The 21,063-nt window shown below is 60.2% G+C and carries 15 protein-coding genes; 12 read left to right on the top strand and 3 right to left on the bottom strand.

The genetic code is table 11. The annotated features are described in order from the left end of the window. Window positions 1–4: 4 nt before the first annotated feature. A complete protein-coding gene (locus ADA16_RS06455) occupies window positions 5–1,285 on the bottom strand; it encodes an acyltransferase family protein (RefSeq protein ID WP_048760229.1) in 1,281 nt (426 codons plus the stop codon). Between the two features lie 196 nt (window positions 1,286–1,481). Here ADA16_RS06455 and ADA16_RS06450 point away from each other — a divergent pair, with 196 nt between their 5' ends. Beyond that, window positions 1,482–2,642, top strand: a complete 1,161-nt coding sequence (locus ADA16_RS06450) for a DUF3068 domain-containing protein (protein WP_016421597.1) — start codon at window positions 1,482–1,484, stop codon at window positions 2,640–2,642. A gap of 92 nt (window positions 2,643–2,734) precedes the next feature. Continuing rightward, on the top strand, window positions 2,735–4,561 hold the full coding sequence (locus ADA16_RS06445; RefSeq protein ID WP_048760227.1) for a hypothetical protein: 1,827 nt from the start codon (window positions 2,735–2,737) through the stop codon (window positions 4,559–4,561). Here the strand turns inward: ADA16_RS06445 and ADA16_RS06440 are convergent. Then, window positions 4,541–5,719, bottom strand: coding sequence for a glycosyltransferase family 4 protein (locus tag ADA16_RS06440; RefSeq protein WP_048760225.1), 1,179 nt, complete (start codon window positions 5,717–5,719; stop codon window positions 4,541–4,543). The two genes, ADA16_RS06445 and ADA16_RS06440, sit on opposite strands and share 21 nt — an antisense overlap. A 93-nt stretch (window positions 5,720–5,812) precedes the next feature. Between ADA16_RS06440 and ADA16_RS06435 the strand changes: the two genes are divergently transcribed. Next, window positions 5,813–6,676 carry a class I SAM-dependent methyltransferase gene (locus ADA16_RS06435; protein ID WP_239659376.1) on the top strand — a complete coding sequence of 288 codons (864 nt, stop codon included), beginning with the start codon at window positions 5,813–5,815 and terminating at the stop codon, window positions 6,674–6,676. Window positions 6,677–6,734: 58 nt separating this feature from the next. Here the strand turns inward: ADA16_RS06435 and ADA16_RS11180 are convergent, their stop codons facing one another. Continuing rightward, entirely contained in the window at window positions 6,735–6,881 is a 147-nt protein-coding gene (locus ADA16_RS11180; RefSeq protein ID WP_161797592.1) for a hypothetical protein, read from the bottom strand. Between the two features lie 302 nt (window positions 6,882–7,183). Here ADA16_RS11180 and ADA16_RS06430 point away from each other — a divergent pair, with 302 nt between their 5' ends. The 9 genes from ADA16_RS06430 to ADA16_RS06390 all read left to right on the top strand — a co-directional run bounded on the left by ADA16_RS06430 (window position 7,184) and on the right by ADA16_RS06390 (window position 20,831). After that, window positions 7,184–8,419 (top strand): acetyl-CoA C-acetyltransferase, encoded by a 1,236-nt coding sequence (locus ADA16_RS06430; RefSeq protein WP_048760224.1) that lies wholly within the window; start codon window positions 7,184–7,186, stop codon window positions 8,417–8,419. 74 nt (window positions 8,420–8,493) lie between these two features. Further along, window positions 8,494–10,725 (top strand): 3-hydroxyacyl-CoA dehydrogenase NAD-binding domain-containing protein, encoded by a 2,232-nt coding sequence (locus ADA16_RS06425; protein ID WP_048760221.1) that lies wholly within the window; start codon window positions 8,494–8,496, stop codon window positions 10,723–10,725. Between the two features lie 434 nt (window positions 10,726–11,159). Continuing rightward, window positions 11,160–12,458 carry a type IV toxin-antitoxin system AbiEi family antitoxin domain-containing protein gene (locus ADA16_RS06420; protein ID WP_161797591.1) on the top strand — a complete coding sequence of 433 codons (1,299 nt, stop codon included), beginning with the start codon at window positions 11,160–11,162 and terminating at the stop codon, window positions 12,456–12,458. Beyond that, window positions 12,406–13,263, top strand: a complete 858-nt coding sequence (locus ADA16_RS11450) for an MOSC domain-containing protein (RefSeq protein WP_342626530.1) — start codon at window positions 12,406–12,408, stop codon at window positions 13,261–13,263. The genes ADA16_RS06420 and ADA16_RS11450 overlap by 53 nt, the downstream gene beginning before the upstream one ends. A gap of 48 nt (window positions 13,264–13,311) precedes the next feature. Beyond that, window positions 13,312–14,946: a protein adenylyltransferase SelO family protein gene (locus ADA16_RS06410; RefSeq protein ID WP_048760216.1), complete on the top strand. Its 1,635-nt coding sequence runs from the start codon at window positions 13,312–13,314 to the stop codon at window positions 14,944–14,946. A gap of 484 nt (window positions 14,947–15,430) precedes the next feature. Continuing rightward, the gene (locus ADA16_RS06405) at window positions 15,431–17,188 is read left to right on the top strand and encodes a peptide ABC transporter substrate-binding protein (protein ID WP_048760214.1); all 1,758 of its coding nucleotides are present in this window, start codon (window positions 15,431–15,433) and stop codon (window positions 17,186–17,188) included. 4 nt (window positions 17,189–17,192) lie between these two features. Next, the gene (locus tag ADA16_RS06400) at window positions 17,193–18,119 is read left to right on the top strand and encodes an ABC transporter permease (protein ID WP_048760212.1); all 927 of its coding nucleotides are present in this window, start codon (window positions 17,193–17,195) and stop codon (window positions 18,117–18,119) included. Continuing rightward, on the top strand, window positions 18,112–19,152 hold the full coding sequence (locus ADA16_RS06395; protein ID WP_082150673.1) for an ABC transporter permease: 1,041 nt from the start codon (window positions 18,112–18,114) through the stop codon (window positions 19,150–19,152). The genes ADA16_RS06400 and ADA16_RS06395 overlap by 8 nt, the downstream gene beginning before the upstream one ends. Continuing rightward, the gene (locus ADA16_RS06390) at window positions 19,149–20,831 is read left to right on the top strand and encodes a dipeptide ABC transporter ATP-binding protein (RefSeq protein ID WP_048760210.1); all 1,683 of its coding nucleotides are present in this window, start codon (window positions 19,149–19,151) and stop codon (window positions 20,829–20,831) included. Before ADA16_RS06395 ends, ADA16_RS06390 begins: the two co-directional genes overlap by 4 nt. Window positions 20,832–21,063: the final 232 nt, after the last annotated feature.

Here is a 21,063-nt window from a genome sequence, read left to right as displayed (position 1 = left end):
ACTGTTAGCGGTTGACCCAGACTCGTGCGAAGAAGCGACGTGCGGGTTCCTCGACAAGCGCGTAGGAGGCGGCAGCCACCGGAATCGACAGTGCGACCGTGACAATGGTGACGCTGAGAAGATGGCCAGTAAATAGCTTCACACCAAGCAGCGGGAATGCGATGGAGAGCATCGCCACGTGCCAGAGGAAGATACCGTAGGACCAGCGTCCCAGCGCCTGCATGATGGGGTGTTCGAAGAAGCGCGATTCCGGCGCCATCGTCCAGGGACCGATGATGGCGGCACCGAAGACCAGACCGCACAGCAGGCGGCGGGTGAATTCCCAGTTGGTCAGTTCGACTAGCCCTTCGGGCCCCAGGTAGGAAGCCAGGACCAGCGCACCAACGGCGATCGCCAGCCACAGTGGGCGGCGGCGAGCCCAGCGCTGCATGGTTTCCACCTTCGCGCGTGCGGCATCGGTATCGACGCCTTGGAGCGATTCCAGTTCGGCGAGAATCATGCCAGCGGCGAACCATGAAAAGTACGCAATTGGCTGGATATGCGGGTTCACGCCGTCCGGGTACGGCAGCGGCAAGTAGGGCCAGCCGAAGCTCAAAATCGCAAGCAGAGTAAGTGCCACTATGCGACGCCCCTGCTGGCGATGCGGGTCCAACCGGCTCAGTGCGATGGCAAACAGCGGCAGCGTGATGTAGAACGCGACCTCCACCGACAGCGACCACAGGTGCGTCAGCCCACCGTGCAGCGAGCCGGAGAAATAAACCTGCGTCAGCGTCAGGTTTGTCATCCAAATTTTGAGATCCGCCCCACGGCCCACCGGCAGTACGATGAGCACAATAAGTACCAGCACCCAGTAGGCAGGCATAATGCGCGCGACGCGCTTCTTGTAGTACTTCGCCCAGCTCTTTTTCCGCCCACCGTCAGCATCAGCCAGCGCTTTCCGACGGGGGATTCCGCCGTAACCCGAGCGGTGAGAACGCCACAGCAAGAATCCGGACAGCACGAAGAAGACGGCCACAAAGAAGTCGAAGCGGCCGAGGACACGCTCCCACAGCGCCCCCACATCATGCCCGGTCTGGAATGCGACGTGCGTGCCGATGATACCCATCGAAGCCACAGCACGAAGGCCCTCCAGCGAGGGCAGGAAGCCCGGACGGAAGGTGGTGGCCGAGCTTGACGACGAGCCTGACCCGGTGTGCGAGCTGGTGCTCGGCGCGGAGTTCGGCGCTACATTTGTCGCGGAGGCTAGCTCGACGTTCGGCGCTGCCTCAGATGCCTTGGATGTCATAGTACTTTCTTACACGGAGACCGGAATGAGTAAAATCACTTGTATTTTATTATGAAATAAGTCCTGTTCAGGCCGGTTTTTCCAAAATTCTTTTGTTTTCCTGACAAGTTATTTTTAAAAAACACACCACAACGCTCCTAACTTCCTGCTAGGTTTTGCAGCAGAAAGTTACGTACAGTTAAAGGACTATCCGCTGATGAAGAGAACTCTCGGACATGCACTGATTATTATCGGTGCTGCATTGATTGTCATTGCCGTCCTTCTGCCAACCTTCCTGGTGCCGCGCCTCCGGGTCATCCCGCTTGACACTGTGAGCGATACCATCACGGAGGTGCGCGACGGCACTCTGTTGGACTCCGGCCAGCTGGGCAAGAATGAGCCAACACCAAACCGCAAGAATGACCCGCGCTGTGAGGCAGAAACGGACGAAGAGAAGCGCGACCTCCCGATCCACTGCTTCATCAACGACAAGACTCCTATGCAGTCGAAGCGCCACGTAGAGATTGAGGAGCCGGCTGACGACAAGATCGCAACCCTCCAGGTCGGTACCACTCTGCTGCGCGATGACCGCGAAGAGCCGAAGAACCTCATCAATGCGACCCTTGACCGCATCACTGTCGACCGCAGCACTGCGTACCCGGTAGATGACCCGATTTCCAGCGTTGCTATTAACGCACCGCAGGGCGGTTCGGACACCAAGCCGCCGACGTTCACCCGTCCGGGCATCCAGTACCAGTTCCCGTTTGGCGCTGAGAAGAAGTCCTACCCGTACTACGACGTCCAGGCGATGCGTAACTTCGAGATCGACTTCGTCGGTGAGGAAACTCAGGACGGCGTCAAGGTCTACAAGTACTCCATGACGATTCCGCCGCAGAACCTCTACGAGTCCCTGACCGAGCACTTCACTCGTGACGGCCGCAAACTCACCGAGGCCGACAAGTCCTCGCTGGCTTCCATGCGCCTGAGCTTCCCGGCTCACAAGTGGGGCCTGGAGGGTGACGACGACGTCGAGATGGATCGTTACTACACCAACGTCCGTACTGTTCGCGTCGAGCCGACTTCTGGCGTGATTGTAAACGGTACTGAAGAGATGTTCATGTTCTACGCCAAGGATCAGAAGGAAGCCGAAGAGATTGCTTCTAAGGCTGGCCGTGAGAAGGAGGCCAAGGAGCAAAACCGTACCGCAATGAAGTACACCGCTCAGTGGGACGAAGACTCCAAGGGTCGCCAGATGGACCGCGCGAAGGACGCACGTAAGTCGCTGACTATCGGTGGCACTGTCGCACCGTGGATTCTCGGCATCCTCGGCCTGGTCCTGATCGTGATTGGCTTCCGTATTCGCAGCAAGTCTGCCTAAGAGGCCAAGCTACGGCACCGCTAGGATTCCTCAGACACTCGCTTACACCGAGTTTCACTGAGGGAATCTAAAAATAATTTAATATAGGGCACGTGACGCAACGTTTCCGCACTACTTTGACCCAGTCGGCTCGCTCTCACTCGGAGCGAGTCGCCTGGGTTTTTGTGTTGTCGTGGATTCTTATGCTGACCACTGCCGTGTGCTGGCCGCTCTTTATCCCGCACAAGGCACCGGATGAGGGTCGCTTTGGGGCACCGATGTTTCTGCTGCGCGACATGGTCATCCCCAATCACCCACCGCTTACCGACGCAGCCCTGGGGCTCGGCCCCGCTGCGGCACGAGCAGTTCCGCAGGACACTGCCCTGTGGGCGCTGGGCTACTTTGTGGATGCCAGCCATTGGGTGCGCTTTGCCATGGTTGGCGCCTGCTTAATCGGCGGCCTTGCAGCTGCTGAGCTCGCCCGCAGGCTCACACTCGACAGCGCTGGCGCCGGCGCCAGTGCCACACCTGGTTCGGGGCTTGTTCGAATGACTCCGAGCTTGGTCAGCCAACTGATTGCACCGACGATGCTGCTCTGGAACCCGTTCGTGGTCGAGCGCTTACTGCAGGGGCAGTGGTCACTGGTCATCGCTGTATTGCTACTTCCAGCAGTTGTTCTGGCAACGCAGATGGGCAGTGCTTTGTGGCGCACCAGTGTCATTGCCGCAGCGGGTCTCACACCGACCGGTGCTCTTTTGGCTGGTATCACCGGCCTTGTCGCCGCCCGCAATAACCGCGATCGCGCCTGGATCGCGACCACAACAGTAGCGGTCAGCTCGCCGTGGTTGATCGCATCTTTGCTGAACCCCAGTGCGGCGGGGCCCTCCGATGCGGCTGGCGCTGCCGCATTTGCGGCCAGAGCAGAGGCTCACGTCGGCACGCTCGGCAGCCTGTTGGGGCTGGGTGGCATCTGGAATAAGCAGGCTGTGCCGCTAACTCGCGAGGCCGGTTTTTCAGCGATTATGGTGCTGGTGCTCTTGGTACTCATGGGTCTGGGGTTCCGTCGTGTCTGGGATTCGCGGGAGCGCTGGCGGGGTCTGATGATTGCCGGCGCCGTGAGCATTGTGCTCGTCGCTCTCGCCGCGACAACGCCGGGCATTCTGGTGATGGGCTGGGCGCTGGAGCATATCCCGGGTGCGGGTCTACTTCGCGATGCCCAGAAGTGGATCGCACTCGCCGTCCCCGCCTATGTCATTCTCGCCGCTAGTGGTGCGGAGTACCTGGCGCGCCGCGCGCGTGGCGCCACTGCCGATGTTGGTCAGTGGCTGGCTGCTGGGGTCAGCGCGCTCATCATCATCGCGGCTGTCCCCACGCTACCCGCCGATGTCGCTCCACTGCGCCCCATTCCGTCGTGGGAGGGGTGGTCTGCGGTTTCCGGTGTCGTCGCGCTTGACGACGATAGCGTTGCGGTTCTTCCTGCCGGTTCTTATCGCATCATTAATGGGCGTCCTGTGCTCGATCCGGCTACGAAGATTTTGCCCGCGCCGGTGGTGAGCTCTGGCGAGCTGATCGTCTCGGGGCAATCAGTATCCGGCGAGGGAGCCACAACCGTTGAACGAACGCTACTCGGCGGTGCGACGTCGCCGGCTGAGGTTGATTTAGCCCTCCAGAGCCTTCGAGACCAGGGCATTGGCTGGGTCCTTGTGGAGAATTCGCCCGGCAATTTCGGTGACTCCGCTGACATTGTGGCAGCTTTGGATCCGGTTTATACCACCGCTGACCTGCAGCTATATCATGTTCCCGGCGTTATTAAGCCGACCACGCGACCGAGCCAGGGTGCCTACGCGGCTGCGTGGTTGACCTTTGGAATCTGGGCGCTTTGCCTGCTCGCTGGGCTACTCGCAGCACTGCTGGAAGCGCTACTGCCCCGCCGCAGGTAGCAGCTTGTCCAGAGTTGGGTTCTCCAAGACTTTCAGGACCGCCTCTCCAGTTTTATCCCAGCCAAATTCCGCAGCACGCGCGACACAGGCCTTGGACATTGCGCAATGCAGTTCACCGTCATCGAGAATCTGTCGTGTCTTGGTAATTAGATCAGCTTCATCGCTGGCCAGCAGGCCAGTTTCACCGTCGTTGACCGAATCGCGCAAGCCCGCCGAGGAACGGTAACCGACCGTCGGCACGCCGTGCTGCGCCGATTCAATGACGGCGAGCCCCCACCCCTCCTTGCGGGACGGCATCAGGTGCAGGCACGCCCGGGAGAGGATGCGATGTTTATCCGCCTCGGTGACCTGCCCGTGGAAGACGACGTGGTCAGATACACCCTTGTCACGGGCATATTCCACGAGATTGTCGTGCCACCAGCCCGAGCCAATGACATCGAGAATCGCACCTGGGCGATCCTGAACGAGATCCGCGAGCACGTCGATGGCGTGCTCGATCTGCTTATGCGGAACCAGCCGCGACAGCGTCACCAGATGGGGTGCTGGGCCGTCGCACTCGGACAGGTCAGCCATGATTTCGGTTGACTGCACCTCTTGCGGAATCGGGTCCACTCCATTGCGAATCACCGCAATTCGCCCCGGAGACACTCCGAGTTCTTCCAGCTCAGCGGCACTTGGCTCGGAAACAGTGATGTAGCGGCAGCGACGGTGAATCATCGGCGACAACCGCGATTCGATGAACCACCCAAGCTTGCTGATAATCGGGCCCGCCACTGGCCACTGCTCGCGGTGGCAGTGATGTGTCAGCAACACCGTCGGCGCGCCGGAGAAAATCCGAGCGAAAAAGGGGACGCCATTTTGGGTATCAACCACGACATCGGGCTTGCCACCAAGCACCTTGGCAATTGGCCCGACGCCAAATCTAGCCCCCAGCATCGCGGTCCAAGAGCGCACGTAGACGGAAAAATCTCCACCGGCGCGGGAGAAAGTCACTCCGTCACGACGCGACAGTGCCGGTGCGCCTGGGTAGCTGGCCGTGCGGAACACCACGGTGTGGCCTTGGCTGGCAAGGTAACCCGCAACGCGTTCCAAATAGCGCTCACTGCCTCCACCTTCGGGGTGGCCAGTGTCACGCCAACACAACAGTAAGATTTTCATAACAATATGAGCTTAACGCTCGGTGGCGCTTTCTTTGCCGCTTTAGCTCAAATCCATGTTCCACAGCCCATCTAGTCCATTAGATTGATTGACGTGACCAGCTTTCGCTTCCCCGATTTTATTGTTCCTCCTGCCCTAAGGGAGCTGCGCAGCTTCGCCACGCTGTCGCGCTCATTCGGGCTGCTCAACGACTTCAAATACGAGCAAACCGATCCCGACATCTTCTACGGACACCTGGCCGAGGACACCATCGGTCTCCTGGAGGGCATCGCGGCTGGGGCGGATGGTGCGGCGGGGTCGGCGGGCGCAGGAGGGCCGGCGGGCACGTCGTCAAGCGTTACGACGAACACCGCACTGCGTGGCAAGCGCATCCTTGATGTCGGCGGCGGCCCTGGGTACTTTGGCCGCGCGTTTGCCCAGCGTGGCGTGGAGTATTACACCTGTGAGCCCGATGTGGGCGAGATGGCGGCGGCGGGTATCAAGCTGGAGTCGTCGGTACGCGGATCGGGACTGGAGCTGCCTTTTCGCGATGATGCTTTTGACCTGACGTACTCGTCGAACGTTGCCGAGCACGTACCCGAGCCATGGACGATGGGTGAGGAAATGCTGCGCGTGACCAAGCCGGGCGGGCTGGTCGTGTACTCGTACACCATTTGGTACGGCCCGTTCGGTGGTCACGAGATGGGGATGACGCATTACCTGGGCGGCGACCGCGCGCGGCGCATGTATGAGAAGAAGCACGGCAAGCGGCCGAAGAACTACTTTGGCGAGTCGCTGTTCAAGGTCGGTTGCGGTGAAGGGTTGAAGTGGGCGCGCGCTGCGGCGGAGGCTGGTGACTGCGAACTGCTGGCCGCTTTCCCGCGCTACCACCCGTGGTGGGCCTGGTGGATGGTGCACGTGCCGGGGCTGCGCGAGTTCGCGGTGTCGAACCTGGTGCTGGTGCTGCGGAAGCGATAAGGGGTGACCTAGCGCAGAGATTCGAGCGAACATCTCTCCAAGCCGATTCATATCCGTGTTATGCGTTGAATTCTGAATCCAGGGCTTCTAGCTCTTCTATCGTATATTCCTCACCTGTAGCAGGGATGACCCACTCCCCTTCTGTTGTTCGGATATACGCACTGCCGCCGACAGCAATATCGTACTGATCTTTCAAAACTTTCATCGCAGCTCCAATTGCTTGAGTTCACACTTGAAACAGATTTTGCTATGCGGTATCGAGGTTCTAAACCTAACGGAGATATCTCCGCGCGTGTAGAGAATGAGATCTATCCGGGACACATGACAGACCGACCCCACCATCCAAAACTACTTATGTAATTACCCCCGGTTTCTCCCATAACCGCAGGTGAAATGGTGCGGTTGGCCGCTTTTCCCTACAACACCCCTCAAATCACCCCCGCCAGTCCGCCTTTCGTTATAGAGTGACGCACGACACTTTACGACGAATCTGTGAGGTAAAAACACATGACTTCCGCCACCATTCAGCCGGGCGGCGAAGCCTTCATCTACGAGGCAATTCGCACCCCGCGCGGCAAGGGCAAGAAGGACGGCTCCCTCCACGAGGTACGCCCGGTATCGCTTCTCGTCGGCCTCATCGACGAAATCCGCAATCGTTTCCCTGACCTGGACGAAGAGCGCATCAGCGACCTCATCGTGGGCTGCGTCAGCCCAGTCGGCGACCAGGGTGCGGATATTGCCCGTACCGCAGCACTCACCGCAGGTCTGCCGTACCGCACTGGCGGTGTCCAGATCAACCGCTTCTGCGCTTCCGGCCTCTCCGCCATCAACCTGGCTGCTCAGAAGGTCCGCTCCGGCATGGACGAGCTCGTTCTCGCCGGTGGCGTGGAGTCCATGTCCCGCGTGCCAATGATGTCCGACGGTGGCGCAATGGCAATGGACGCACAGGTCTCGTTCGCGACCGACTTCGTCCCGCAGGGTATCTCCGCTGACCTGATCGCATCGCTCGACGGCTTTGACCGCGAGTCCCTCGACGAGATGGCAGCACTCTCCCACGCTCGTGCTGCAAAGGCATGGTCTGAGGGTCGCTTCGACCGCTCGGTCGTCCCAGTCAAGGACGCTAACGGTCTGACCATCCTCGACCGCGATGAAACCATTCGCGAAGGCGTCTCCGCAGAGTCCCTCTCCGGCCTGCGCGCAGCCTTCACCATGATGGGCGAGCAGGGCGGCTTCGACGCAGTTGCTCTGAAGAAGTACCCGCAGCTCGAGCGCATCAACCACGTCCACCACGCAGGTAACTCCTCCGGCATCGTCGACGGCGCTGCACTGACCCTGGTTGGTTCTGAGAAGGCCGGCGCTGACATGGGGCTCACCCCACGCGCACGCGTTGTCGCCACCGCAGTCAATGGTGTCGAGCCGACCATCATGCTGACCGGCATCGAGCCGGCTGTCCGCGAGGCACTGGCCAAGGCAAACCTGACCGTCGACGATATCGACGTGTGGGAAATCAACGAGGCGTTTGCCGCCGTCGTCAAGCACGCTCAGCAGAACCTGGGCATCGACTACGACAAGCTCAACATCAACGGTGGCGCAATGGCCATGGGTCACCCGCTGGGTGCAACCGGTGCCATGATCACCGGCGCCGCAATCGACGAGCTGCACCGCACCGGTGGCCGCTACGCCCTCATCTCGCTCTGCGTGGCTGGCGGCATGGGTGTTGCAACCATCATCGAGCGCGTCTAAAGCAAACCGGAACGAAACTCACAGCGACAATTACCGCGGTCACACCGCGATAACCACAAAGGACTGACTGATTTATGAGCACAGATAACATGTTCCGGTGGGATCAGGACGACGCCGGAATCGTCACCCTCACCATGGATGACCCGAATGCACCGGTCAACACCATGAACCAGACCTTCCAGGACGACATCCGCGCCACCGTGGAGCGCCTGGAAAACGAAATTGGCGACGGCTCTGAGACCTCCATCAAGGGCATTATCATCACCTCTGCGAAGAAGACTTTCTTCGCAGGCGGCGACATCAAGCAGATGTCCAAGGCCACTGAGGACGATGCAGCTGACATGTTCAACATGGTCGAGGACATGAAGGCTTCCCTGCGTCGCCTGGAGAAGCTCCCGGTGCCGATTGTTGCTGCCATCAACGGCGCAGCACTGGGCGGCGGCCTCGAGGTCGCACTGGCTGCTAACCACCGCGTTGCTGCCGATGCCCGCGGTTCCAAGATTGGCCTGCCGGAGGTCACCCTCGGCCTGCTGCCGGGTGGCGGCGGCGTCTCCCGCGTCGTTCGCATGCTGGGCATTCAGGACGCGCTGATGAAGGTCATTCTGACCGGCGCGCAGATGAACCCGGGCAAGGCTCTCGCAGCTGGCCTCGTTGACGAGGTTGTTGCTCCGGAGCAGCTCATCGACACTGCTCGTGCATGGCTGACCAGCGAAGATGCCAAGGCAGCACAGCCGTGGGACGAGAAGGGCTTCAAGATCCCGGGTGGCGACCCGAAGACTCCTAAGTTCGCAATGAACCTGCCGTCCTTCCCGGCAAACCTGACCAAGCAGCTCAAGGGCTCCCCGATGAAGGCTCCGCGCCTTGCTATGCAGGCTGCCATCGAGGGCTCTCAGGTCGACATCGACACCGCACTGCGTATCGAGTCCCGCTACTTCACCGAGCTGGTCACCGGTACCCAGTCGAAGAACATGATGCAGGCGTTCTTCTTCGACCTCAACCACGCTCAGGGCGGCGGCTCCCGTCCGCTGCAAGCTGACGGCACCCCGTACCCGAAGCGCGAGTTCAAGAAGGTTGCCGTTGTCGGCGCCGGCATGATGGGCGCAGGTATTGCATACGTGTGTGCAAAGGCTGGCATGGAAGTTGTCCTGAAGGACATTTCCCTGGAGAACGCCGAGCGCGGCAAGGCCTACTCCGAGGGTCTGGAGGCCAAGGCTCTCAAGCGCGGTCGCACCACTGAGGAGAAGTCCGCAGCACTGCTGAACCGCATCAAGCCGACCGAATCCTACGATGACCTGTCCGACGTCGACCTGGTCATCGAGGCCGTCTTCGAGAACACCGACCTCAAGCACAAGGTTCACGCCGAGATCGAGGCCGCAGTTCCGGAGACCTGCATCCTGGGCTCCAACACCTCCACCCTGCCGATTACCGAGCTGGCTTCCCACGTCAAGCGTGAGAAGGACTTCATCGGCCTGCACTTCTTCTCCCCGGTGGACAAGATGCAGCTGATCGAGATCATCTCCGGCGACAACACCGACCCAGCTATCCTCGCCGCTTCGCTGGACTTCGCTGTTGCGATCCGCAAGATTCCGATTGTCGTCACCGACTCTCGCGGCTTCTACACTTCCCGCGTCATCGGCACCGTCATCAACGAGGCTCTGCGCATGGTTGCCGAGGGCTATGACCCGGCCATCATCGAGGCCGCTGGCCGCCAGGCTGGTTACCCAGCACCGCAGCTCCAGCTTGCCGACGAGCTGAACCTCAAGCTCATGGAGAAGATCGCTGGCGAGACCCGCGCTGCCGCCGAGGCTGCAGGTCAGCCCCTGGACGAGGGCGGCGTGCCGGCTCTGGTCGAGGCCATGCTGCACAAGTTCGAGCGCCCGGGCAAGCTCGAGGGCAAGGGCTTCTACGAGTACGTCGACGGCAAGCGCTCCGGTCTCTGGCCGGGCCTGTTCAACGAGCTGCGCGAGGAGCTGAACATCACCCCGATCGCTCCGGAAGACACCGACCTGCAGGAGCTGGTCGACCGCATGCTCTTCATCGAGGCCATCGAGACTCAGAAGTGCGTCGACGAGGGCGTTCTGCTTCACGACGCCGACGGCAACATCGGCTCCATCTTCGGTATCGGCTACCCGGCCTGGACCGGTGGTACTCGCCAGTTCATCAAGAACTACGACGGCGCCACTGTTGTCGACCCGGCTGCAGCTCACCCGGAGCGCCGCGGTGTCGCAGGCTTCGTCGAGCGCGCCGAAGAGTTGGCTGCTAAGCACGGCGAGCGCTTCAACGCTCCGGAGTCCCTGAAGAAGTAGGGCTCTTTTCACCTCGGCTAGCTAGTTCACTAGTTCATACGGCTTCGGCCATACAGCACACCAACCAGCCCCGACCGGCAGTTTTTAACAAACTGCGGGTCGGGGTTTCGGCTTTTCGCGGGAAGGTTGGTGGACTTGGATCCGTCGTAAAGCGAAAACAACGGTTATCGCCATTTAACAGGGGTGTTTTGACGTAGACTCGCATGTTTGGTGGGCTTCAAATAAGAAACTCCCAGGTCAGCTCCCTGGATTTGGGCAAAAAAGGCACCAAACATGCGAGTCTAGGTAATTTTGCCTCTTGTAAACGCCTTTAACCGTTACTTTTGGATCTGCAGTCTGGCTCAATTGATGTGTTATCCACAGTCCGAAAACTATCCACAGAAAGTTGATTTACAACGGTCTTTGGCCAGCGGGCTTCCGCACCATCGATGAGAATGTCCGCCATGCGGAAAACGAGCGAGCTCATTTTCAATTCCTCCGGAATTGTGCACCTGCGAGAACAGACTCATATCAGCCGAAATACAGCACGAGGGATTCTCAGCCGGGCGGTCGAGCGCGGTGAACTTGTTCAGTTGTTTCGGGGCACTTACGCGGATGCACGAATATGGCCATCTAACAGCGATTTTCCACGAGGGATTCTTGCCATTAAGGCGGAACTCATCCGGGCACGGATTCAATGCATTGCCATTTCACAGGCACACCCAGATCGCGTATTAACCGGAATCGCAGCAGCGCTGATACATGGCCTGCCACTGCTCGATATTCCGCAAACGCTGACGCTCAGTTCCAGTGTAAAAAGTGGGTCGTCGACACTTAAAACACACCATGGCCTGCAATTTCACCAGAATTACTTAACATTGCCCCCAAGTGCCACGACCACCATCGATGGCGCGCGGGTCACTACTCTGGCGCGAACCGTGGTTGATATCGCTGCTGCTCAGCCGCGCGTCGACGACGCCACGCGCCGCAAACCCGAGGTCTTTCGACGCTTTGCCGAAGCTATCGCGCTTGCCGACGGCGCCCTGCGTGGCTCGGTCGGAACACTTGGCTCGACGGGAATGCAGCCTCAGCAAGCCCTGCCGTGGCCGGAGGCGCCACCGCGCTTTAAGCCACCAAATTGGGACATTGAACAGGAGTTTCCGCAGCTCGCAGCGCCGCGGCACGTGGCCATTTCCAGTACTGATTTCTTACCCCACGTGCACGACCAACGGGGTCGAGTGCGTGGGCCCCGCATGCTGGAGGTGCTGATGGTGGCATCGCCGTGGTCGGAAAGTGCATTTGAGTCGGTGACAAAGGCGTTGCTCGTGGAGCTAAAGCTGTCATTTGTGCAGCAACCGCGAATAGTAGATGAGGCCGGGGTGTTCGTTGCGCGTGTGGATTTCCTGCTTCCGGCTCACGGAATCATCATCGAGTGCGACGGGCGGATGAAGTACGAGCCCGCGCAATCAACTGCGCAATCGAGAATGCAATCAACAGTGCAATCAGAAACGCGCGCTGGCGCCGGCCAACACCACGCGGGCACAGCAAGCATCTGGCATGACCGGCGTCGCGACTACCAACTCACCAACCTCGGCTACGCCATCATCCACCTGACGTGGGATGCGATCTTTGACGGCTCGGCGGCGGGCATGATTCGTAAGGCATTGGCAGCCTCAACGACACCGCGCGGACGCTGGTTTGATGCCATTACCGCACTTCCAAAAGGCGCATATAAATTCTCCTTTTCTGGCTAAAACGCTTCCAGTCACATGGCAGACTCAAAACATGAGCCCGCAGACCCAGCCAAGCCACCAACGACCAAGCCACCAACGACCAAGCCAGGAACAACCAAGCCACCCACAGCCGAGCCACCAACTCCCAGAACTCATCGGCCGAGTGCGCCGAGTCCGCACAGGCCCGGCAGTGACGCAAAAGTGGAGCGGCCGTGAAATCAGCACCGGCGCGGCCAAAGCACCACGCGCAGACCGCGTAATAGCCACAGAAAACGGCCTTGACGGCGACGCCCAAGGCAACTTGAAGGTCCATGGCGGACCAAACAAAGCGATGTGCTGCTACCCATTGGAGTTCATGGCTCAGTGGGCGGCTGATGGATTCGATTTACCGGAGGGCGCTTTCTTCGAAAATCTCACGCTAGAAGACCTTCCTGACCAGGTGGTTTATCTGGGTGACATCTTCGAACTGAACGATCTGACAGTCCAGGTCACGCAACCGCGTCGTCCGTGTGCCACGGTCTCGGCACGTTGGAGTGACCGCCGACTGCCCAGGCTCATGCAGTCGAAGTCCCGTTCCGGCTACTACCTGCGGGTCCTTCATCCCGGCACCATCGCTGAAGGTGACACCATGCGGCTGGTCAAACGTCTTCCAAACGCCGTCTCTGTTGCAGAGACCAATCGCGTCATGAACATCGACCGCCAGGACATCGAGGGCATCCACCGTCTCCTCGCCGCCCCGGAACTTCCGGAGCGGTGGCGAGCAACGCTCCAACGCCGCTTGGAAGGCCAGCTTGAAGAGGACACCGCTCGCCTCGGCAATCCCTGAACATAAAAGCGCACATTCTCACTCCGGACTACCCGTTAAACTGCGCACATGGCTAGAAAAGTTGCTGATCTACCCACCGCACTGGCTGAGTTCACTATCGACCAGCAGGGGTTTGACGCCCCATCGCCGCAGCTGGCCATGCTTAACGACGAGCTCGCGACCCAACTCGGTCTCTCCCCGCAGTGGCTTAGGTCGGACGCTGGCCTGAGGTTCCTCACTGGCCATGGCGTCAGCAACGGCACCGGCACCCCACCCGGTGCATACGAAACTCCTGTGGCCACGGCCTACGCCGGCCACCAGTTCGGCAACTTCGCAGGCTTACTCGGAGATGGCCGCGCGCTCTTGCTCGCCACCGTCGAGGGTGAACCGGGCCTGACCGGTCTGTCCAGTCAATCCAACCAACCCAGCCATCCCAACCAACCCAGCCACCCCGAAGAGACGCCCCACAGCGACAGCACCCAGTCCTACGAGATTCAAGCCAAAGGCACAGGCCCCACGCCCTTCTCCCGTGGCGGCGACGGCAAAGCCACGCTGACCGCCGCCCTGCGGGAATACCTCATCAGCGAAGCCGTGTATGCGCTCGGCATCCCCACCACCCGCGCGCTGGCGGTCATCAAAACCGGTGAGGAAATCCACCGTGGCTCGCAAACCCCTTTCGACAACACCGAACCCACCACCGAACTCCAGCCGGGCGGCATCATTGTGCGAGTAGCATCCAGCCACCTGCGAGTTGGAACATTCGAACTGGCCGCACGCTCCGGGGCAGACACCGGCATCATGGATCGGCTCATCGAGTTCGCCGCGCAGAGACATGGCTACGGGGCTTCGGCGGAGTTGGTTCTCCGGGACGTCGTCAAGCGGCAAGCGAATCTCGTTGCGGCGTGGCTAGCCTGCGGTTTTGTCCACGGCGTGATGAATACCGACAACGCCAGCATCGCGGGTGAGACCATCGATTTTGGGCCGTGCGCGTTTCTGGATGCGCACAGTCCGCAGGCGGTGTTTAGCAGCATTGATCGCGGTGGTCGGTACGCGTACGGCGCCCAGCCAACGATCGCCGGGTGGAACATGTCGAAGCTCGCGGAGACTTTGCTGCCGCATTTCGCAGGGACCCTGGAGGACGCCCTCGCACGCGCCCGCGACATCCTGGGCGAATTCGCCGACGAGTTCACCGATGCGCTCAGCCGCAGGTGGCTGCCCAAGTTGGGGATTCTCCCCTCGCTTTACGACGACCCCCTGGCCATCCCCCTCGTTCAGCAGTGGCAGGCGTTGCTGGCGAAGTTTGGGCTTGACCACACGAATGCTCACCGGGCGCTGATTGAGGTTCTGGCCAGTAGCGATGGGGAGGAACCCGCTGCGTTGGCTGCACTGACCGCACTGTCCGATGACCCGGAATTCCCCACTGCGGCGGCTGAATGGGCGAAGTTGTGGAAGCAGACGCGGGGCGAGCTGGGAATCGACCAGCCCACGGCCCTGGCTCTGATGAGGGAGACCAATCCGCTGTATATTCCGCGAAATCACCTGGTCACGGAAGCGTTGGCGGCAGCAGCGGTGGGCGACATGGCCACCTACCAGCGTCTGGTGGAGGCGGTAACAAAGCCCTTTGAGCCGCAAGACGTCCCTGATGAGTTCACCGAGCCAGCGCCGCAGGAGTTGGGTGCCTTTCACTCGTACTGCGGGACCTAATGCGCTGGTTAGGCGGCGCTCCGGCGCCCCTCCACCAAGCCCCAAAGCCCACTTCACGACACAGGTGTCACCTTGTGCCAGCTGTGGAGGTGGCATGAGGTGACATAGGTGTCGTGAAGTCGCGGGGAGCCTTGGCTGAGGGGCCTAGCTGCGGGTCAGCGGCGCGGAGCACCACAGCCCCAACCCCCGCGGGGGTGCCAGGGTGTCACAGACTTTCACCGCTACACAGAATTAACTCCCCGATTGAGGGTAAAAGGCCCCGCCAAATAGGGGACGACTCACCTAATCAATATTCATATGTTTTTTGGACTTGTAAGGTTAGAGACTGTATTGAACGGTCGTATCCAAACCTTAGAGTCCGTCACGCTCAAATTCTCGCCACCACCATTATTTGTGCAGGTGAGAGGTGGTCATCTAAGTCTTTCGGAGTGAGCCGATCACCAAATTCATATCGCCTATCTGGCAGAATCTAGAAAGGCTCGCGATGCATAGACCCATTGCCTCCGGCCCCTTCCATACCCGGCAGAAGCTCCGGCAAAAGCTCCGGCAGCATTATCTGCAGCGAGAGAAGTTCCGCGCAGCAAAACTGCACGAAACAACTCTCAGCGGCAAAGGAAGGTTCACGCTGCATGTCCGCCAAATCCTGGCGGTTTTGCTGGCAATTGTCCTACCGGGCGCTGCACTTGCTGCCTGTAGCACTGACCAGCAACAGGTCGGCGAAGGGTTCATCGTTATCCAAAACTCCGAACCACAGTCGCCGCTGTACACCACTGACACCAATGAAACCGGTGGTGGCGATATCCTCCGCATGCTCTACTCGGGCCTGGTGCGCTACGACACCGACGGCTCGATGATCCTCGATCATGCGGCAGAAATTAAGCCCAACGAGGACTCGACACATTTCGACATCACTCTGAAGCCGGGCTGGACCTTCCACAACGGCGAACCAGTCACCGCACAGAGTTACATCGATGCCTGGAATTACGCTGCCCACGGCCCGAACCTGCAGAAGCAGCAGTCCTTCTTCGCCAATGTACAGGGCTTTGATGCAGTTTCGGGAGAAAAGGCCACAGAGAAAACGCTCTCTGGTCTGAAAAAAATCGATGAGCTGAAGTTCACCGTGGATCTGACCACCCCAGATTCCTCCTTCCCGCTCAGTCTCGGCTATGTCGCATTTATGCCACTGCCGAAGGCCGCGTTCGAAGACAAGAAGGCTTTCGGTGAACACCCAATCGGCAACGGCCCGTACAAGATGGCCGAAGGCCGCGCATGGCTACACAACAACCAGCTGACCGTTGTCCGCAATGATGACTTCGCCGGTGAGCACAAGGCCCGCAACAACGGCTTGGTCTACCGCTTCTACTCGGACGTGGACACCGCATACGCAGACCTCCAGGCAGGCCGCCTGGACACGCTGCCACGCACAATTCCCCCAACGGCCCTGGCCAGCTTCGAAACCGACTTCCCCGACTCCAGCGCAAACGTCCCGACCTCCTCTTCGCAGTACTTCGCAATTCCGCGAAATCTGCCAGGATTTTCGGGTGAAGAGGGCAAGCTTCGTCGTCAAGCGATTTCCATGGCGATTGACCGCGAACTCATCACTGAGAAGATCTTCTTCGACACCCGCACCCCGGCGCGCGAGTTCAGCTCGTTGACGCTCGGCGACCTCGACCCGAACGTACCTGGCCAAGAAGTACTGAAATACAACCCGAAGAAGGCTCGCCAACTGTGGGCCGAGGCCAACAAAATTGCGCCGTTTACCGGCTCGTTCGACATTGCCTACAACGCCGATGGCGGACACCAGCAGTGGGTCGAAGCGGTGACCAACATGATTGGTGAAACCCTCGGCATCGAATCCCACGGCAAGGCCTACCCGACCTTCAAGCAGCTGCGCGATGAGATCTCCAACGAGACCATCACCAGCGGCTACCGCACGGGCTGGGCAGCTGACTACCCATCAGTGGCCAATTACATGCTTCCGCAGTTCGTCACCGGTGGCTCCTCGAATGACAACCACTACTCCAACCCGGAGTTCGACAAGTTGATTCAGGAGGCAGCCTCGGCAAAGAGCGCAGAAGATGCCAAGCCGATTTACGTGAAGGCTCAGTCTGTGCTGATGGAGGATCTGCCTGCAATTCCGCTGTGGTACCCGAATGCTTCGGTGGCGTGGAATCCGAAGCTGCGCAATGCCGTGGTGATGTGGGACGGCATTTTGGACTACCCAATGATTGAGAAGGACTAGCACCATGGGTTGGTATATCGGAAAGAGACTCCTGCAGATGGTGCCGGTATTCTTCGGCGCCACGCTGTTGATTTACGCAATGGTCTTCGCCATGCCAGGCGACCCCATTGCCGCACTGGCTGGCGATAAGCAGCTGCCACCGGAGCAGGTCGCTGCACTGCGCGCCCACTACCATCTGGATGAGCCTTTCCTCGTCCAGTACTGGGAGTACCTCAAGGGCCTGTTCACCCTGGATATGGGCGAGACCTTCTCCGGCCGCTCGGTCGGCGAGGAAATCGCGCTGGCTTTCCCTATTACGATTCGCCTGGCGCTGATGGCCGTTGCCATTGAGGCCATTTTCGGCATTGGTCTCGGCGTTATTGCCGGCATGCGCAAGGGCGGCTTCTTCGACTCCACCGTTCTGGTGATGTCCCTGCTGGTTATCGCAACTCCGACCTTCGTGCTCGGCTTCGTGGCCCGCTACCTCTTCGGTGTGCGCTGGGAGATCGTCTCCCCCACCGTTGGTAGCGATGCCTCCTTCACATCCCTGCTGCTGCCGGCATTCGTGCTGGGGCTCGTCTCGGTTGCTTATGTCCTAAGGCTGACGCGCTCCGAGGTCGCGTCGGCACGCCATGCTGACTTCGTTCGCACTGCCCGCGCCAAGGGCTTACCGACCTCCGAAGTCACCCGACGCCACATCCTGCGCAACTCGCTGATTCCCGTTGTGACCTTCATCGGCGCTGATCTGGCTGCCCTGATGGGTGGCGCAATCGTCACCGAGGGCATCTTCAACGTGCCCGGCATCGGTGGCCTGATCTTCCACGCCGTCCAGATTGGTGAAGCTCCCACCGTGGTCAGCATCGTGACCATCCTGGTGGTTATCTATATGTTCGCCAACTTGCTCATCGACTTGCTCTACGCAGTCCTGGATCCGAGGATTCGCTATGCCTAAGCCAGATTCGACGCAGTCAAATTCGACACAGCCGGAAAAGCAGGCCAACGCCGTGCAGGCCAACGCCGTGCAAGCCGACACCGTGCAAGCCGACACCGTGCAGGCCAACACCGTGCAGGCCAACACCGCGCAAGCGCCAGTTTCGGCCACGAAACCCGACCACAAGCAGTTGCCGGATACCCCACCACTGGGGCTCTGGGGTTCGGCCTGGCAGAATCTGCGCTACCGCCCACTGTTCTGGGTCTCCGCATTCATTATTTTGCTCTCTATCGCAGTGGCTGCATTCCCGTCGCTGTTCACCTCCGTGGACCCAACTGCGGCAAACCTGCGCGACTCGCTGGCTCCGGCCCGCGAAGGCCACCCGATGGGCTTCACTCAGCAGGGCTATGACGTCTACGCCCGTGTCATCTACGGTGCCCGCGCCTCGGTCATCGTCGGTATCGGCGTCACCCTGGCCGTGACCGTGGTGGGCATCATCCTCGGCGCCATCGCTGGCTATCTGGGCGGTTGGGTCGATGCGGTGCTCTCCCGCATCACGGATATGTTCTTCGCCATCCCGCTGATTCTCGCTGGCATCGTGCTGATGCAGCTGTTTACCGAACGCACCATCTGGTCCGTGGTCTTCGTGCTCGCCGCTTTCGGCTGGCCGCAGATGGCGCGCGTGGTGCGTTCCTCAGTGATCTCGGTGAAGAACGAGGAATACGTCACCGCCTCCAAGGCACTCGGCCTGTCCAACACCGGCATTCTCTTCCGCCACGTGCTGCCGAACTGCCTCGCCCCTGTCATCGTCATGGCCACGACCTCGCTGGGTATTTACATCGTCGCCGAAGCCACGCTGTCCTACCTGGGCATTGGCTTGCCGACGACCACCGTGTCCTGGGGAAATGACATCTCTGTCGCGCAGCAGGTGCTCCGCCAGGCCCCGTCCAACCTGTTCTGGCCAGCACTCGCCCTGGCGATCACCGTTCTTGGCTTCATCCTCATGGGTGACGCTTTGAAGGATTCTCTCGACCCGAAGGAGCGTCGTCGATGAGCACCGACACCAACACTTCCGCAGCGCCCATTCTCACCTTGAAGGATGTCTGCATTGGCTTTCCGACGACCACAGCGTCCGGCCGCCGCAGTAAATCGTTGACCGATGTGGTGCATGATGTCGACCTGGAGATTTTCCCCGGTGAGACGGTCGCCATTGTTGGCGAGTCCGGCTCCGGTAAGTCCACCACTGTCCATGCCGCACTGGGGCTCCTGCCCGGTGATGGCGAAGTCACCGGTGGCACCATCACCTTCGATGGCCGCGACATCACGCATCTGACAGACCGCGAATTTGTCAGCATCCGCGGTAGTGGCATCGGCCTGGTCCCGCAGGATCCGATGACCAACCTAAATCCAGTGTGGACCGTCGGCGCCCAGATTAAGGAGGCGCTGCGCGCAAATAACATCGCCACTGGCTCTGAGGCCCACAAAAAGGCGATTGAGCTGCTGGAACAGGCTGGTCTTCCCGATGCCAAAAAGCGTATCGACCAGTACCCGCACGAGTACTCCGGTGGCATGCGCCAGCGCGCGCTGATTGCAATGGGTCTGGCGGCACACCCGAAGCTGCTGATTGCCGATGAGCCCACGTCCGCTCTCGACGTGACCGTGGCGAAGAAGATCCTCGACCACCTTGCCAAGCTCACTAGCGAACTCGGCACGTCGGTGGTGCTGATTACTCATGACCTCGGTTTGGCTGCCGAGCGCGCTGACCGACTCGTCGTTATGCAAGCAGGACGTGTCGTGGAGACCGGCCCTGCCTTGGAAGTCCTCACGCACCCGCAACATCCGTACACCAAGCAGCTGATTGCGGCTGCTCCGTCGCTGGCTGCCCGGCGCGGTGATCGTGTGGTGGCGACTCCGACGACCGCAGACCACGAGCAGAAGGAGATTCTGGTCGCAAAGAACCTGGTTCGCGACTTCGCCATCCCCGGCAACCGCCCGTGGCGCAAGGACTCCTTCCGCGCCGTCGATGACATCAGCTTTACGCTGCGTCGCGGTCGCACCATCGGAATCGTGGGCGAATCCGGTTCGGGTAAATCCACCGTCGCAAATATGGCGCTGGGGCTGCTCGATCCCACTGAAGGCGAAGTGCTTTTCGACGGCAAACGCGTCCAGGGCCGGAATCGTAAAGAAGAGCTGGAGCTGCGACGTCGCATTCAGCCGATTTTCCAGAACCCGTATGCGACGCTGGATCCGATGCGCACGGTGCATTCCTCCATCGAGGAGCCGCTGCGGATTCACAAGATTGGCACCAAGCAGGAGCGTGAGCAGCGCGTATTCGAGCTTCTCGACCGCGTCGCGCTTCCCGCGGAAATGGGGCGCCGCTTCCCCGGTGAGCTCTCTGGTGGCCAGCGTCAGCGTGTGGCGGTCGCACGTGCTTTGGCCCTGAACCCTGAGGTTGTGGTCTGTGACGAGGCGGTGTCAGCCCTCGACGTGGTGGTGCAGGCTCAGGTTCTCAAACTGCTTGCTGAGCTGCAGGAAGAGATGGATTTGGCCTACCTGTTTATTACGCATGACCTCGCTGTGGTGCGGCAGGTGGCTGATGAGGTCATCGTGATGGAGCACGGCAAGATGGTTGAGCACCGTCCTACCGACGATCTCTTCGACCACCCGGAGAAGGAATACACCCAGCGGCTGCTGGATGCCATTCCGGGTGCATCGTTGGATTTGGATCTGTAGCTGGGCAGTGCCGCGCCCCACCCCTACACACACGCAGCACTTCACTCCACCCTCTGGGCGGGGCAGATCGCACTTCACGACACCTATGTCACCTCATGCCAGCTGCGGAGGTGGCATGAGGTGACGCTTGTGTCGTGAAGTCTCTAAGCGATTTTGAGTCGGGGTGAGTCGGTTGCGAGAAGAGAGAAAAGCGCCCGGGCGGTACCTCCCGGGCTCAGCAGGTCGTTTGGGA

It is taken from the genome of Corynebacterium vitaeruminis, assembly GCF_001054325.1.
Classification (GTDB): domain Bacteria; phylum Actinomycetota; class Actinomycetes; order Mycobacteriales; family Mycobacteriaceae; genus Corynebacterium; species Corynebacterium vitaeruminis_A.
This window is presented reverse-complemented; position numbering and strand designations above follow the sequence as displayed.

Bases quoted from the DNA above. Each gene is read 5' to 3' on its own strand.
- ADA16_RS06455 (WP_048760229.1), bottom strand. From the start codon at position 1,285: ATGACATCCAAGGCATCTGAGGCAGCGCCGAACGTCGAGCTAGCCTCC.
- ADA16_RS06450 (WP_016421597.1), top strand. From the start codon at position 1,482: ATGAAGAGAACTCTCGGACATGCACTGATTATTATCGGTGCTGCATTG.
- ADA16_RS06440 (WP_048760225.1), bottom strand. From the start codon at position 5,719: ATGAAAATCTTACTGTTGTGTTGGCGTGACACTGGCCACCCCGAAGGT.
- ADA16_RS11180 (WP_161797592.1), bottom strand. From the start codon at position 6,881: ATGAAAGTTTTGAAAGATCAGTACGATATTGCTGTCGGCGGCAGTGCG.
- ADA16_RS06430 (WP_048760224.1), top strand. From the start codon at position 7,184: ATGACTTCCGCCACCATTCAGCCGGGCGGCGAAGCCTTCATCTACGAG.
- ADA16_RS06425 (WP_048760221.1), top strand. From the start codon at position 8,494: ATGAGCACAGATAACATGTTCCGGTGGGATCAGGACGACGCCGGAATC.
- ADA16_RS06420 (WP_161797591.1), top strand. From the start codon at position 11,160: ATGTCCGCCATGCGGAAAACGAGCGAGCTCATTTTCAATTCCTCCGGA.
- ADA16_RS11450 (WP_342626530.1), top strand. From the start codon at position 12,406: ATGCCATTACCGCACTTCCAAAAGGCGCATATAAATTCTCCTTTTCTG.
- ADA16_RS06410 (WP_048760216.1), top strand. From the start codon at position 13,312: ATGGCTAGAAAAGTTGCTGATCTACCCACCGCACTGGCTGAGTTCACT.
- ADA16_RS06405 (WP_048760214.1), top strand. From the start codon at position 15,431: ATGCATAGACCCATTGCCTCCGGCCCCTTCCATACCCGGCAGAAGCTC.
- ADA16_RS06400 (WP_048760212.1), top strand. From the start codon at position 17,193: ATGGGTTGGTATATCGGAAAGAGACTCCTGCAGATGGTGCCGGTATTC.
- ADA16_RS06395 (WP_082150673.1), top strand. From the start codon at position 18,112: ATGCCTAAGCCAGATTCGACGCAGTCAAATTCGACACAGCCGGAAAAG.
- ADA16_RS06390 (WP_048760210.1), top strand. From the start codon at position 19,149: ATGAGCACCGACACCAACACTTCCGCAGCGCCCATTCTCACCTTGAAG.